The 13,790-nt window shown below is 67.3% G+C and carries 15 protein-coding genes; 4 read left to right on the forward strand and 11 right to left on the reverse strand.

Annotated features, from left to right (window positions below; all coding sequences use genetic code 11):
- Positions 1–22: 22 nt before the first annotated feature.
- Positions 23–466 carry a MauE/DoxX family redox-associated membrane protein gene (locus tag V6K52_RS13235; RefSeq protein ID WP_353950579.1) on the reverse strand — a complete coding sequence of 148 codons (444 nt, stop codon included), beginning with the start codon at positions 464–466 and terminating at the stop codon, positions 23–25.
- Positions 467–584: 118 nt separating this feature from the next.
- On the opposite strand from V6K52_RS13235, the gene V6K52_RS13240 reads away from it, so the two are divergent.
- Positions 585–1,088: a hypothetical protein gene (locus V6K52_RS13240; RefSeq protein ID WP_353950580.1), complete on the forward strand. Its 504-nt coding sequence runs from the start codon at positions 585–587 to the stop codon at positions 1,086–1,088.
- Positions 1,089–1,197: 109 nt separating this feature from the next.
- Here V6K52_RS13240 and V6K52_RS13245 read toward each other — a convergent pair whose 3' ends face one another.
- From V6K52_RS13245 to V6K52_RS13285, 9 genes are all read right to left on the reverse strand, one after another.
- Positions 1,198–1,455: an antitoxin gene (locus V6K52_RS13245; RefSeq protein WP_353950581.1), complete on the reverse strand. Its 258-nt coding sequence runs from the start codon at positions 1,453–1,455 to the stop codon at positions 1,198–1,200.
- 1,177 nt (positions 1,456–2,632) lie between these two features.
- Positions 2,633–3,478 (reverse strand): GNAT family N-acetyltransferase, encoded by an 846-nt coding sequence (locus tag V6K52_RS13250; RefSeq protein WP_353950582.1) that lies wholly within the window; start codon positions 3,476–3,478, stop codon positions 2,633–2,635.
- A gap of 91 nt (positions 3,479–3,569) precedes the next feature.
- Complete coding sequence (gene ispG / locus V6K52_RS13255; protein ID WP_353950583.1) at positions 3,570–4,730, reverse strand: flavodoxin-dependent (E)-4-hydroxy-3-methylbut-2-enyl-diphosphate synthase; 1,161 nt, start codon at positions 4,728–4,730, stop codon at positions 3,570–3,572.
- Between the two features lie 45 nt (positions 4,731–4,775).
- Complete coding sequence (locus V6K52_RS13260; protein WP_353950584.1) at positions 4,776–6,140, reverse strand: site-2 protease family protein; 1,365 nt, start codon at positions 6,138–6,140, stop codon at positions 4,776–4,778.
- A gap of 30 nt (positions 6,141–6,170) precedes the next feature.
- Positions 6,171–7,382 carry a 1-deoxy-D-xylulose-5-phosphate reductoisomerase gene (gene dxr, locus V6K52_RS13265; RefSeq protein ID WP_353950585.1) on the reverse strand — a complete coding sequence of 404 codons (1,212 nt, stop codon included), beginning with the start codon at positions 7,380–7,382 and terminating at the stop codon, positions 6,171–6,173.
- On the reverse strand, positions 7,379–7,876 hold the full coding sequence (locus V6K52_RS13270) for an acyl-CoA thioesterase (RefSeq protein WP_353950586.1): 498 nt from the start codon (positions 7,874–7,876) through the stop codon (positions 7,379–7,381). The genes dxr and V6K52_RS13270 overlap by 4 nt, the downstream gene beginning before the upstream one ends.
- A 22-nt stretch (positions 7,877–7,898) precedes the next feature.
- Positions 7,899–8,492: a TIGR03086 family metal-binding protein gene (locus V6K52_RS13275; protein WP_353950587.1), complete on the reverse strand. Its 594-nt coding sequence runs from the start codon at positions 8,490–8,492 to the stop codon at positions 7,899–7,901.
- 33 nt (positions 8,493–8,525) lie between these two features.
- Positions 8,526–8,870, reverse strand: coding sequence for a barstar family protein (locus tag V6K52_RS13280; protein ID WP_353950588.1), 345 nt, complete (start codon positions 8,868–8,870; stop codon positions 8,526–8,528).
- Positions 8,870–9,364 (reverse strand): ribonuclease domain-containing protein, encoded by a 495-nt coding sequence (locus tag V6K52_RS13285; RefSeq protein ID WP_353950589.1) that lies wholly within the window; start codon positions 9,362–9,364, stop codon positions 8,870–8,872. Before V6K52_RS13285 ends, V6K52_RS13280 begins: the two co-directional genes overlap by 1 nt.
- 135 nt (positions 9,365–9,499) lie before the next feature.
- Here V6K52_RS13285 and V6K52_RS13290 point away from each other — a divergent pair, with 135 nt between their 5' ends.
- The 3 genes from V6K52_RS13290 to V6K52_RS13300 all read left to right on the forward strand — a co-directional run bounded on the left by V6K52_RS13290 (position 9,500) and on the right by V6K52_RS13300 (position 12,405).
- On the forward strand, positions 9,500–10,534 hold the full coding sequence (locus V6K52_RS13290; RefSeq protein ID WP_353950590.1) for a putative sugar O-methyltransferase: 1,035 nt from the start codon (positions 9,500–9,502) through the stop codon (positions 10,532–10,534).
- Between the two features lie 105 nt (positions 10,535–10,639).
- Positions 10,640–11,503 carry a peptidoglycan-binding protein gene (locus V6K52_RS13295; RefSeq protein WP_353950591.1) on the forward strand — a complete coding sequence of 288 codons (864 nt, stop codon included), beginning with the start codon at positions 10,640–10,642 and terminating at the stop codon, positions 11,501–11,503.
- Positions 11,504–11,547: 44 nt separating this feature from the next.
- Positions 11,548–12,405, forward strand: coding sequence for a phage tail tip lysozyme (locus V6K52_RS13300; RefSeq protein WP_353950592.1), 858 nt, complete (start codon positions 11,548–11,550; stop codon positions 12,403–12,405).
- Between the two features lie 21 nt (positions 12,406–12,426).
- Here the strand turns inward: V6K52_RS13300 and V6K52_RS13305 are convergent, their stop codons facing one another.
- On the reverse strand, positions 12,427–13,743 hold the full coding sequence (locus V6K52_RS13305; RefSeq protein ID WP_353950593.1) for a hypothetical protein: 1,317 nt from the start codon (positions 13,741–13,743) through the stop codon (positions 12,427–12,429).
- Between the last annotated feature and the right edge of the window lie 47 nt (positions 13,744–13,790).

The raw sequence follows: 13,790 nt of genomic DNA on the forward strand, positions 1-13,790 counted from the left end.
AGGAGCTATTCTGAGGACGGCGTCAGAGGCGGCCGGCGGCGCGCAGAGCCGTGCGGATGAGTGGCCACTGCAGGGGCAGCCGCGCCACGGTGCCCGCAAAGAACGCCTTGGAGCCGGTGTCGCCCTTGCGCTGAGCCCGCTTCGCGTGGTCGGCGCTCATCTGGACATTGGCTGGAAGCACGGCGACCAGGAGCACTGCGCTGGCCAGACCAGCCACCTTGCGCGTGCGCGGGTGAAGCAGGCCCAGGCCACAGATGATCTCGGCGACGCCACTCGCATAGACGATCTCGCGCTTGCGCGGCAGCGCGTGCGGGACGATCGCCTCATAGACCTTCGGCCGCGCCAGGTGGATCGCACCCGATCCGAAGAACATGGCGGCGAGTCCGATGGTGGCCTTGTCGAGCGGCGGGTTCGTCTGCGGCATACGGGCCATCGTGTCAGAACGGGTGAGAGCGATGACGACCACTCGACGATGTTGACCAAGTCCTGAACGGGGCTTCACCGGGCCTTGACCAGCCCGGTCCTAGCGTCGAGAACGGACTCCACGCCCGTGGGGTCCCATCTCGTCACGGAGGGGAAACCTCATGACCATGCTCGCCACTCGCAGCGCCCGCGCTGTCGCGGTCGCCGCTGTATCCGTCGCAGCAGTTCTCAGCGCCGCACCATCCGCCTCGGCGGTCACCAAGCTCACGCACTCCCAGGCCACGGCCAAACTCTCGGCCGCCGGCATCACGTGGTCGTCCAGCGGCAACTGCAGCAACCGCAACGTGTCGACGTGCACCTCCTTCGACCAAATCAACTCGACCACCATCGACGGCATCATCACGCTCAAGCGATCGAGTGGGTGTGCCATCAATGCCACCGGCGGCACCGAAGTCGGTCATTCGTCGGGGACCTACAGCCATTGGAACGGCTACAAAATCGACATCTCGCTCTACAGCTGTGTCGGCAGCTACATCACCCGCACCTTCCCCTACGCCGGCACCCGTGGCGACGGGGCACCTATGTACAAGTCAGGTGCCGGCAACATCTACGCCAAGGAGAGCAACCACTGGGACATCCTCTACTACAACTGCGGCGGCTGCTGACCCTGCTCTTGGCCGGACCGGGCCGGTCCGGTCCGGTCCGGTCACAAGAAAGGTCATGCCGAACGCGTCATCTCTGAGGCGTTCGGCATGACCTTGTCACGGCTTCCACTCAGGTGGTCGGGGGGATGCGGTCGCTCGGGGGCGGCGTCACACCAGGAGCGGGTGGGGTGGAGGAGATGCCCAGGCCAGAGCGGAGGGCCTTCCCGCCCTTGCCGACGTGTCCGGAGTACTTGGGGCCGACCTTGCGACTCACTGCGTCCTCGGCCTTGCTGATCTTTGACGAGACCGCGTCGGGGTTCTTGCGGGCATAGTCCCGGGCCTGCTTGGCCAGGCCGGCCAGGGCTGCGAACTTGATGGCGCGTGCCATGGGGTCCTCCTCGAGGATGGGGGGTTGACTGCTCAGATGAACTCGCGGGCGACCCGCGGTGTTCCCGCCAGCCTCCCATGCTGACCTCCCGGTCCTCACAAACGCGGTGCATTTCACGCGCTTGCAAGGACCGGGAGCCCGAGTCCCCGTGCCACTTGCCCCATGAAACCGGCGGGTTCCAGACGAAGGCCCAGCAAGGGGATCCGGAGAACCCTTGATGAGCCCAGCGCCACCTCGTTGGCCCGGAGGCGTCATCCGTCGGGTTGAGCCCGAGGAGGTGGTGTCCACCATCAATCTCCACGACGAGGCCTTCCCATTCGACGTCGAGATAGACGCGCCCCGACGGTCCCGTGCGCACGCTCTGCCGCCGCGGAGCGGGCAGACCATAGCGACGACACCATGCGCTGAAGTCGAGCTCACCCAACGAGTGGGCGCCGTCGCACACGTCGGGGATCACCTGGCTCAGGAAGTCACGCCGTGCCGACCTGGTGACCTTGCCCCAGGTCTCGAGCAGGCGAATGGGCAGCACCAGACGTTGCTGCACGGGCAGGCACACCAAGAGCGCGGCCTGACGATCACTCACCGCCCATTGAGCGGCATGGATCGTCGCCCACTCGGGAGCCAGCCGCGGCACACCGACGGTGAGCCGCCGCTCAAGTCTCCGCCGTTGGTGTGGGCTGACTCCGTCGACCTGCCGCACTGACGCCGACCTGGGCAGACTGACATCGATGGTGGCGGGCGTGAAACCGGTCATCCCCTGAGCCACGAGCGCCGCCGCGCCATCAAGCACCGCGCCCGGACCGGACTCCCACACCGCCCGCCACAGGTCAGCGACAGGCTCTTGCGTCACCCCGAGAACCTTGACGGTGTGCAAGCCCACCGGGCGCCAACGACCACTGTCGGCCTCTGTCCGCACGTCGTTGCGGTCGATGCCCGCCGCGCGAAGATCCCTCCGGTGGGCGACCCCGCCGTGGTCAGAGGCGAGCTCGATGGCCACGCGTCGTCTCGTCTCCTTATTCACCGCTCCAGCGTCGACGCGCACCTCATGCGCTGCCACCAGCCGACCGACATCTGTGGACAACGTGCTCCGGCCAGCCGTCCTGTGGATGCTCTTGGTCCTCACAAACGCGGGGTATTTCACGCACTTGTGAGGACCGAGGCAGGGAAGCCGAAGAGGTCACAGGAGGACGGTGGTGAAGTCCCCGACCGGTGCGAAACCCAACCGCTCATAGGTCGCGAGCGCCGGCCTGTTGAAGTCGTTGACATAGAGCGACACCATCGGCGCCGGCCCGGCCATGACCTGCTCCATCACCGACGCAAGCATCGGCCCCGCGAGCCCCTGACCGCGCAGTCGAGGCGCCAACCAGACCCCTTGCAGCTGCGCACACCCCAGGGCCAAGGACCCGATGTCAGTCTTGAAGATGACCTCACCGTCCTCCACCACGACATAGGTGTGCCCCCGTGCGACAAGGGCAGCGAGCGAGCCGCGATAGCCACGCGCGTTGCCGGTGAACGGCGCATACCCGATCTCGGCGGTGAACATGTGCACCGCCGCCGGCAGGATCAGCTCGACCTCATCTGCGCGGGCCACCCGCACCCGCGGATCCAGCGCGATCCCCAGGGCTGACGGTGGTGTGGACGTCGACAGCAACGGTTGGTGGGCACGCACGGCCCGGGGTGCGCCCCAGTGCGGCTCCACCGCGTTCCACAAGTCGGCGACCTCGTCACGCGGACCCAGCAACGACGCAACACGACCGCGCCAGCGACGGATGCGCTCGGCATACAGGATTCGTGACTCGGCGGAGGTTTCGACCGGCACGACGTTGGCGCTGGCCCAGCACAGCGACGTGAGCTGGCCGTCCTCGCGCACGCCCATCGCCGCGGACAGCGTCCCGCCCGAGACCGACTCGAGGATGCGTGCGGCCACGAAGACGTGCGCCGCGACATTGCGCGAGCAGAGCTCGAGGGCGTCGTCGACGTCGGATCTGGTGAGCGACCTCACCGGGGTGCGGGTGCGAAGCACGGGCTCAGCCTAAGCGGCGAGACGCCGTCTCACCTGCCGTCGTGCATCAATTCACCAACGATGGCGTATGCCGCCCGCTCGCCTACGCGAGTCAGCTGACAGTGACGCTCGGCGCGCCTGCGGAGGCCTCGTCCATGGGCTCGCCCATCTCCTCAGCAATGCGCATGGCCTCTTCGATGAGGGTCTCGACGATCTGGCTCTCGGGGACGGTCTTGATGACCTCACCCTTGACAAAGATCTGGCCCTTGCCGTTGCCGGACGCGACACCGAGGTCGGCCTCGCGGGCCTCACCCGGACCGTTGACGACGCAGCCCATGACGGCGACGCGCAGCGGGACGGTCATGCCCTCGAGTCCGGCGGTGACCTGCTCGGCCAGGGTGTAGACGTCGACCTGGGCGCGGCCGCACGAGGGGCACGACACGATCTCGAGCTTGCGCGGCTTGAGGTTGAGCGACTGCAGGATCTGGTTGCCGACCTTGACCTCCTCGACAGGAGGGGCCGAGAGGGAGACACGGATCGTGTCGCCGATGCCCTTGGACAGCAGCGCGCCGAAGGCCGTCGCCGACTTGATGGTCCCTTGGAAGGCGGGCCCGGCCTCGGTGACCCCGAGGTGCAGGGGCCAGTCACCGCGCTCGGACAGCATCTCGTAGGCCCTGACCATGACGACCGGGTCGTTGTGCTTGACCGAGATCTTGAAGTCGTGGAAGTCGTGCTCCTCGAAGAGGCCGGCTTCCCAGACTGCGGACTCGACGAGCGCCTCGGCGGTGGCCTTGCCGTACTTCTCCATGAGGCGCGGGTCGAGCGAGCCGGCGTTGACGCCGATGCGGATGGAGACTCCGGCATCCTTGGCGGCTGCGGCGATCTGCTTGACCTGGTCGTCGAACTTGCGGATGTTGCCCGGGTTGACGCGCACCGCGGCGCAGCCGGCGTCGATCGCGGCATAGACGTACTTGGGCTGGAAGTGGATGTCGGCGATCACGGGGATCTGCGACTTGCGCGCGATGGCGGGCAGAGCGTCCGCGTCGTCCTGGCTCGGGCACGCGACGCGCACGATGTCGCAACCGGTGGCGGTGAGCTCGGCGATCTGCTGCAGTGTGCCGTTGATGTCAGTCGTCGGAGTCGTCGTCATCGACTGCACCGAGATGGGTGCGTCGCCGCCGACCTCGACCTTGCCGACCTTGATCTTGCGGGTCTTGCGACGCGGCGCCAGCACGGGGGCGGGCAGGGACGGCATACCGAGACCAACAGTCATGTCAGCAAGTATCCCCCACCACTCTGTGCCTCAGCTGGGCACCCATCAGCCGCCGAGGTTGATCGGGTTGACCAGGTCCGCATAGATCAGCAGAGCCGACATGACCAACAGACCCAGCGACACGGCATACGCGACTGGCAGTGCTTTGGCGACGTCGACGTGACCCGGATCGGGATTTCCGCGCAGCTTCGCCCAACTCTTCTTGACGCCCTCCCAGAGCGCGCCCGCGACGTGACCGCCGTCGAGTGGGAGCAACGGGATGAGGTTGAAGATGAAGAGCATGAAGTTCAGTGAGGCGATGAGCATGACGAGGAACCACGCCTTGTCGCTCCACGACTCCCCCACAAAGCTGTCGAGCTTGCCCGCAGAGACGTCGCCTGCGACCCGGCCGACACCGACGACCGACATCGGGCTCTCGACGTCGCGTTCCTGGCCGGAGAAGGCGGCGTTCCAGACGCCGACCATCTTCTGCGGGATCTTGACGATGGCCCCGGCGGTGCGCCAGAGGTTCTCACCGATGATGCCGGGAACCGCTGTGATGGGCTGGGTCTCGTAGTCCAGGACACCCGCCGACGAGATGCCGAGGTAGCCGGTCTCCACGACCTTCTGCTTGCCGTCCGCGTCGACGATCGGCTGGCCCGCGTCGTCATAGGCGGGAAGGGTGTTGAGGATGGGGGTGACGGTGAGCGTCTGCTCGACGCCGTCGCGCAGGACGACGATCGAGGTGGGCTGATCGACCCGCGGCCGCACCAGGCGACCCACGTCCGCCGACGTCTTGACCGCGACGCCGTTGATCGTGCGGATCTCGTCATCGGGGAGGATGCCGGCTGCGTTCGCGGGGGTGTCGGGTGCGCCTGCACAGTTCGGGTCGGTCTGCGCCTGCTCAGCCGTCTTGACGCACTGGGCGACGCTCGCGACGCGGGCGCCGTCCTGCAGTGCCAGGATCCCGTGGGCCGTGACGAGCACAGTGAGGAGGACGGTGCCGATGACGAAGTTCATGAACGGGCCGCCGAGCATGATGATGACCTTGCGGTGCACCGGCAGCTTGTAGAAGACGCGGTTCTCGTCGCCGGGGCGCATCTCCTGGAGCGAGGCCTTGCGGGCTTCGTCGGCGAGTTGGCTGAAGCGGCCGGTCGACGAGACACGCACCTTGGTCGGGTCCTCCCCCGCGCGCGGCGGGAACATGCCGATCATCCGGATGTAGCCGCCGAGCGGGATCGCCTTGATGCCGTACTCGGTCTCACCGCGCGTGCGAGACCACACCGTGGGGCCAAAACCGACCATGTACTGGGTGACACGCACCCCGAAGCGCTTCGCCGGCGTGAGGTGACCCACCTCGTGCAGGGCGATGGACGCAGCCACGCCGAAGGCGAGGACGAGCACGCCCACGATGTAAGCAACAACGGTCATGTGTGAAACCTCAGCGCTTTCCGGATCTGATCAGAGGCCAAGTTCGCAGCGAGCCTGCCCCCGGGCCCATGCGTCGGCCCCGAGCACTCCCTCAACGGACGACGCGTCGAAATCACTCCCAGTATGCGCGCTCGCGTGGGCATCCACGACCCGCTCCACCGAGTCCACGATGTCGACAAACCCGATGCGGCCCTCATGGAACGCGTCGACGGCGATCTCGTTGGCCGCGTTGTAGACCGCAGGGAACGTCTCGCCCGCTTCACCGACGCGGCGGGCCAGCCGCACCGCGGGGAACGCCTCGTCATCCAGGGGCGCGAAGTCCCAGGACTGCACCCTGGTCCAGTCGCAGGGCTCATCGACGTCGTCGAGCCGCTCCGGCCAGGACAGCCCCAGCGCGATCGGCACGAGCATCCGCGGCGGCCCCATCTGGGCGATCGTCGACCCGTCGCAAAACTCCACCATCGAGTGGATCTGCTGCTGCGGGTGGACGACGACGGCGATGCGGTCGTAGGGGATGTCAAAGAGCAGGTGCGCCTCGATGACCTCGAGCCCCTTGTTCACGAGGGTCGCGGAGTTCGTCGTGATGACCCGCCCCATCGAGAAGTTCGGGTGCGCGAGCGCCTGCTCGGGAGTGACGTCCTTGAGCTCGTCCCTCGTCCTCCCCCGAAACGGTCCGCCGCTCGCGGTGACGACGAGCCGGCGAACCTCTTCGGCGCGCCCTCCTCGCAGCGACTGGGCGATGGCGCTGTGCTCACTGTCGACGGGCACGATCTGGTCGGGCTTGGCCGCACTCCGCACGAGGTCGCCGCCGATGATGAGCGACTCCTTGTTGGCCAGTGCCAGGGTCGAACCTGCCGCGAGCGCGGCGAGCGTGGGTCGCAGCCCGATGGAGCCGGTGATGCCGTTGAGCACGACGTCGGCACCGATCGCTGCGGCTGCTTCGGCTGCGCCTTCGCCGACCACGATCTCTGGTGCGTATGCCGGCCCACGCAGAGCGTGGGACCCGCGCCCCAGGCTCGCGGCATACGCACCGATCGCGGAGCGAACGTCCTCAGGCGAGCCGGACGCGACGGCGACGAGGGGCACGTCGAAGTCGACCGCCTGGCGGGCGATGAGGTCGATGTTGCTGCCGGCGGAGATGGCGACGACGGTGAAGCGGTCGGGGTTGCGGCCGATGACGTCGAGGGCCTGGGTGCCGATCGAGCCGGTCGAGCCGAGGAGGGAGACGGTGCGAGCTGTCACGCGTTCTCCTCGCTCTCGCGCGACGCGGCGATGGCGGCGCGCATGGCGAGGCGGTGCTCGCGGCGGATCTCTGCCTCCCGGAAGCGACGGCGCTCTTCGGGCGTCTCGAGTTCGAGAGTCGGGACGTGTTTTGGCTTGCCATCGGCGTCAACGGCGACGAACACGAGGTAGGCGCTGGCGACGTGGACGCGGTCGGTGATCGAGTCCCAGCGGTCGACCTCGACCCGGACGCCGATCTCCATGGAGGAGCGGCCGGCCCAGTTGAGCTGCGCGCTCGTGTGGAGGATGTCGCCGACCCGGACAGGTGTCAGGAAGCTCATCTCGTCCAGGGCAGCCGTGACGGCGGGTCCACCGGCGTAGCGGTTGGCGACGACCCCGGCAGTGCTGTCGACGGCCTTCATGAGGTTGCCGCCGTGGACGGTGCCGAGCAGGTTGGCCTCGGTGGCGCGCATGATCTCGGACAGCTGGACGTTGGTCTCGCTGGGTGTCGTCACCCCTCCATCCTGCCAGCGGTGCTCAGCCCTTCTTGCGCGCCTGCCACCGTGGGTTGCGGCCGGTGCGGGCGAGGACGCGTTCGAAGTCCGTCAGGGTGTAAGACGCATCCACTGCGGCGAGGAACATGCCCGGCGTGCCGGCCGGGTCGAACCCTTCGGCGTAGCCCTTGAGCGCCTCGACCGTGTCGTCGTCGACGTCCAGGCGCTGCTCGGTCGCGAGCGCGAGGTCCCAGGCGTGGAAGGTGATCTCACCGAGGGCCACGAGGCCTATCACCTCGGCCGGGAGGTCGAAGCCACCGGCCCTCGTCATCCCCGTCCAGGCCTCAGGCTGCTTCCACGCGTCGGCGAGAAGGTTGGTCCGTTCGAGGATCTCGTCGCGCCATCGCGATGAGGCCTCCGGCCAGCCGTTGTCGTCGGGGCTGGTGTCAGTGAGCGGGCCGAGCTCTTTGTCGGCGGCCGCGCGGAACGCCATGGTGAGCCCGCTGACGTGGCCGAGAAGCTGCGACACCGTGCGCCCCTCGCACGGTGTCGGGTGGTCGAGCTGCGAGTCCTGGACGTGGCGCACGAGCTCGCAGAGCCGCTGGACGGCAGGACGCAGATCCGGTGGGTTGGCCATGCCCCTCACCGTTGCACACCGCCGACGGAAAGTTCAGCGGTCGATGATCGTGACGTGGACTGTCGCGTGGGTCTCGTCGAGATCGGCCAACACGGACTCGATCCCCGTGGCAGCGCCCGGGTCCAAGCGCCTCAGAGCGGCCGCGTCGTCCCAGACGATCTCCCAGTTCCCGTCGCTCTCGCGGGCCAATGTGTCGAGGCAGTCGGCGAGCGCATCGAGGTTCATCCCGAACCACTCCGGGAAGTTCAGCTCCTGTGAGAAGGCCTCAAGGGTCGCCTGCTTGGTCGCGGCGCCACGGACGACCTGCACCTGACGACCCTCTTCGACGGCATCGGCGATCAGGCCGTCGAGATCGACACGATCATTGAGAACACGCATCACTGCCCCTCTTGGATCTGCCGGAAGCTGTCGTAGTGGTCGGTCGTCCAGTACCTGTCACCGTCACGCCCGCCGATGATCCGGCGGGCCCCACGATCGTCCGATCCCGGTGTCTCAACGGTGTATTCGCGGTAGTAGTCCCGCTCCTGACTCGGCAGAATTCCCTCCCGGTTCTGGAAGGTCTTGTCGTCCTGGTCGTACTTGTAGGGCCCACCAGCACGGATGAGCACGAGCACCGCCCTGGCCTCCTTGGGCAGCTTCGACTCCGCGATCGTGTCCAGTCCCGAGTCGGGCGTGTTCTCGTTCGACGGGTATGCCGTCCCGCTGGGTCCCGCTGTTGCCGTGGCCTGAGCGCCGGGCGAGTCCCCGGGGCTCAACGTGTCGTCACGGGTCGCCACCCACCACAGGCCGGCGACAAGGACGGCGACGAGCAGCGGGGCCAACCAGCTGAGGGAGGAACGCACTCCGGTCACGGGTTTCGACACATGCGCCATTGTGCCCGTTGCCGGGCAGACGTCTCTTCCGTCCAGCGACTCGCCGAAGGTGCGTGATTCCGTGGAACGCTCCGGGCGGGAAGCCTCCCGCTAGCATCGAGACGATTCCGATCCGACCCGACCCACTGGAGACGCGTGTCCATCTGGAGCGACCTGACCGACCGTTCATTGGCTGAGCTGCGCACAGCCCCGGAGACCTATCGGCCCACGAACTTCTGGGGACCCGGTCTCGATCAACTTCTCGGCGACATGTCGGAACGCGGGCTCGAGAACTTCAAGACGTGGCCGACGTCGCGGGTCTGGTTCTATCCCGTCTATGGCAACGGCTACAGCAACGCGTCCATCGCAGAAGTCTTTGCCACGGCCAGCCGCGTCAACCCCCACGCGACGCAACCCTTCCTCGCCGGCGGGCTCAACGGCTCGCTCGACGCGCGACGCGACCATGACATTGCCGGCGCGGCGTGGGACCAGGCCCGGTGGCCCTTCGACCTCGGCAACCACGGTGAGAACAAGGTCGGCAAGCCCCCTCAGGCCTATCGGCTCAATCCGGGCAACCAGAACGTCGCCTTCGGGCGCGCCTACCTCAACTACCTCCTGTGCCTGAGCGCCCTGTCGAGACACGTGGATGCGCCGCCGCGCAGCTTCCTCGAGATCGGCGGGGGCTTCGGCGTGCTCGGGGAGATCCTGCTCTCGCGGGACCCCAGCACCCGCTACGTCGACCTGGACATTCCCCCGCTGCTGACCGTCGCGTCCTACTACCTGACGGAGCTTTTCGGCGCGGACCGCATCGCAACCTACGACGCGTCCGTCCCCTCGGAAGGGCCGATCACTTCGACCGGTTCGGCCGTGCTGCCCAACTATCGGCTCGGCGACCTCCAGAGCACGTTCGACGTCTTCGTCAACTCGTACTCGTTCCAGGAGATGGAGCCCGACGTCGTCGACCGCTACATCGGCCAGGTGTGCGACTTGGGCATCAACTACGCCGTGTCGCTCAACTCGCGCGAGGGCAAGCCGCGCGCGGCACAGTCCGGGGCATGGGGCGCACTCGACCCGGTGCGCTCGGCGGACATCGCCGAGATGTTCGGTCGACGCGGTCTGCGTGTCGTCGGCACCTACAACACTCCCCTGATCCGGTCGGCCGGGGAGCTCCTCATCATGCGTCGCGACTGAGACTGCCTGAGCGGCATACCTCCCCGCAGCGCTTTCGCAGCGAAACCGCAGCGCCTCCTCCCACACTCCGGATCATCAACGCAGTCCACCTGGGATGAGGTCCGCATGATCGATTCGACGCGATCTGGCAGCGAACGAGCCGCACTGAGCCGGCGAGTGTTGCTCGCTGGCTCAGGTGCCGCAGTGCTCGCAACCGTCAGCGCCCGGCCGGCGAGCGCGGCCCTACCCGCGATCGACATGGAGAAGGTCCTCCTGGCTGCCCAGTGGGACCCGGTCAAGTCCGGCACCACCATCACCCCGGGCGCAGGACCGAGCGTGACCTTGGTCGAGCAGGCGCTCGTTCAGCGCGGCCTCCTGGACAGTCAGTACGTCGACGGTCACTTCGGGACCGTGACACGCACGGCGTATGCCGCCTGGCAGCGTTCGCTGGGCTACACCGGTTTGGGTGCCACCGGACTCCCCGGCAAGGCGTCACTGACTTCCCTTGGTGCGCAACGGTTCTCGGTCAGTCGACCGGTCACGCCCGGTGCTCGGACGACGTTCCAGGGTTTCCCCTTCAACACGCGCACGGTCGCGATGCTCGCCGAGGCGCGGCTCCTGGCCGGCAAGGCGTTCGTCGTCGAGCAGGGCTCCTACTCGCCCGGTGTCGACCCGACCTCAAGCGGCACTCACGACGGCGGCGGAACGGTGGACCTCGACGCCGAGGCCCTGACCACCACGCAGCGCACCGCAGCTGTCACCGCCCTGCGTCGAGTCGGCTTCGCGGCCTGGCTGCGCAACCCGAGCCAGGACGACTGGCCCTGGCACATCCACGGCGTCGCCACCAACGACACCGACCTCTCGCTGTCCGCGCAGAAGCAGATCGGCGCCTACTACCAAGGCCGCAACGGCCTGGCGGGCAACGCTCCCGACGACGGACCCCAGGTCACCAAGGTCACCTGGGAGCAGTACCTCCGCAACCAGGCCTAGCCCCACGGGTCCGCCCCCCGCCATCAGCACCCAGGAGAGAATCCATGAGCACCCGCCGTCCCGCACGACGATCAGCACTCGTACTCGCACCCCTTGCCACGTTCGGCATGCTCCTGGCCGGGGTGGCCCTGCCGTCGACCGCCCAGGCCGCCAGCCGCGACGGCATCTGCAACGACGGCGAGTTCTGCTATTACTACAACAGCAATCAGGCCGGCTCTGTCTCCGACTTCACCGGATCGATCGGCGACTACGGCGCAGTCCAGCCGACCTGCTACGAGTTCCGTGCTGCAGGTGCCGGCAAGGGCATCTGCGTCAAGAACAACGCTGCATCCGTCCACAACCGCACCAGCAAGCCCGTCACCGTCTACTACAACAGCGACTACCAGGGCACTTCTCAGACCATCCCGGCAGGCGGACGGGCCAACCTGATCACGGCCCTGAAGAACAACAACGCCTCGCACAACTTCTCGCTCAACAACCAGCAGGTGGCGTTCAACTTCTTCGTCGGCTCGGGCTACACCAAGGTGCAGTCCGCCGGCATCGTGGGCAACCTGATGCAGGAGTCCGGCAGCAGCATCGACCCGCGGGCCGCCCAGCCCGGTGGCGCCGGTCGCGGCATCGCGCAGTGGAGTGTGGGCGGCCGGTGGGACCGCTACGCCAACGACAACGCGGTCTGGTACGCCAGCCAGCAGGGTCAGTCGGTCTGGTCCCTGAACCTGCAGCTGAAGTTCATCACCTACGAGCTGAACACCTTCTCCAGCTACGGGAAGTCCACGCTGAAGGCGGCGACGACCATCGACGCCGCCGTGAGGGCGTTCGAGTCCAAGTTCGAGATCTGTGGCGACTGCCAGCACGCCACCCGCGTGCGCTACGCCCAGCAGGTCTACAACGCCTACGCATAATCCCGCGCGCCCAGCGCCTTGTCAGGGCAGAGCGTTCCAGATCTCGACGAACTTCTTTGGCAGGGCGCGCGATCCGTCGCCCTCCGACTCAAGACGGGGCGCGACGTCGAAGTAGTAGTCGTCCTCGCCCAGATGCAGGTTGAGCGTGGCACCGACGGGCACGTGCTCCTTGACCGCCGGCAGGACCTTGCGCAGGTCTCCACCCGTTGGAGCCGAGATCGTCACCATGGCGGCACCGTTGCGTCCTCCGCCCTCGCGCCACCCGATGGCGCTGAGGTTGCGGTCGGCGGTGAGGGCCGCGAAGTCCTCAAGGTGCTCCAGTTCCTGGCCCGCATAGATCTCGAAGTCCGCGCCGGACGCGACGGTCCAACGTGGGGTGTCGCTCGCCTGCGTCGTGACGTGGAGTTTCACCTGCGCGACCGCGACCACGAGTGGCAGACCAGACGCGACTGTTGGTGCCACGTCGGTCGGGGTCGCGACCCGCACGACCACCTCATGGGCCGAGGTGAATCGCACGTTCTCGACCCCCGGGAGTGCCATGAGGTCGGCCCGCAACCCGCCAAACCCAGCAGGCAGTGATTCGCCGCTGCCACGCACCGTGCCCTCCGTCAGCGTGAGGACAGCCTTGGGGTCAACCGCCGCAACCGCCGCACGCACTCGGTCCAGATCGAGGCCTGGTTGAACTCCGATCGCCAACGCGGTGCCGTTGAGCTCGAAGTCATTGAGGTCCGCCGCATCCACCGCGGTGATCGCCTCGGCAAGGCGAGGTGGCACCTCTCGCCACAGCCCACCGACGTCGCCGGCAGGAGCCGAGATGCTCCCAGTGATCGGCAGGTCCTTGAGGTCGGGCAGCTGGGCTATCGCAGGCTGGACGACCGCGATGTCCGCGGAAAGGTCCGCCAGCTCACCGGCATACCCCTCTTCGCAACTGAGCTCACCCCTGAGGGATGCGGAGGACGCAAACAGGCCCGCCCTCAAACCGAGGTGCTGCGCACGAGGACCTGCGCCCTCAGGGCAGATCTCGATCCCGTTGGCCCACACCACTGCCGAGTCCGATGGATCCTTGACGAGATCGGCAATGGTGCTTTCGACCGCCTCAAGGTCGGCTGGTGAAGCCGTCGGCAGCAGCGTGACTTTTGCGTCGAAGCTCCCCACCCAGGGCAGCGCGTTCTCGGCAGCGATGCCGATGTCCTCGATCAACGGGCCATGTCGTTGCGACATGGCCCGTGTGAAGTCGGCTCCCTTGGCCTTGCCCTTGTCGACGTCAGCACAGCCGCCAAGTACAAGCGCCCCCGCGAGCAGCACCACAGGTCCCGTCCCCCACCTCACGTGTTCCACAGATGAAGTGGACCATACGTCTGCAGAGGTATGCCGGTCCCTCGCGC

Origin of the sequence: Knoellia sp. S7-12, from assembly GCF_040518285.1 — a bacterium.
GTDB lineage: Bacteria > Actinomycetota > Actinomycetes > Actinomycetales > Dermatophilaceae > Knoellia.

Excerpts from the sequence above, each read along its gene's own strand:
- V6K52_RS13240 (WP_353950580.1), top strand. The coding sequence starts at position 585 with ATGACCATGCTCGCCACTCGCAGCGCCCGCGCTGTCGCGGTCGCCGCT.
- V6K52_RS13245 (WP_353950581.1), bottom strand. The coding sequence starts at position 1,455 with ATGGCACGCGCCATCAAGTTCGCAGCCCTGGCCGGCCTGGCCAAGCAG.
- ispG (WP_353950583.1), bottom strand. The coding sequence starts at position 4,730 with ATGACTGTTGGTCTCGGTATGCCGTCCCTGCCCGCCCCCGTGCTGGCG.
- V6K52_RS13260 (WP_353950584.1), bottom strand. The coding sequence starts at position 6,140 with ATGACCGTTGTTGCTTACATCGTGGGCGTGCTCGTCCTCGCCTTCGGC.
- V6K52_RS13275 (WP_353950587.1), bottom strand. The coding sequence starts at position 8,492 with ATGGCCAACCCACCGGATCTGCGTCCTGCCGTCCAGCGGCTCTGCGAG.
- V6K52_RS13280 (WP_353950588.1), bottom strand. The coding sequence starts at position 8,870 with ATGCGTGTTCTCAATGATCGTGTCGATCTCGACGGCCTGATCGCCGAT.
- V6K52_RS13285 (WP_353950589.1), bottom strand. The coding sequence starts at position 9,364 with ATGGCGCATGTGTCGAAACCCGTGACCGGAGTGCGTTCCTCCCTCAGC.
- V6K52_RS13295 (WP_353950591.1), top strand. The coding sequence starts at position 10,640 with ATGATCGATTCGACGCGATCTGGCAGCGAACGAGCCGCACTGAGCCGG.
- V6K52_RS13300 (WP_353950592.1), top strand. The coding sequence starts at position 11,548 with ATGAGCACCCGCCGTCCCGCACGACGATCAGCACTCGTACTCGCACCC.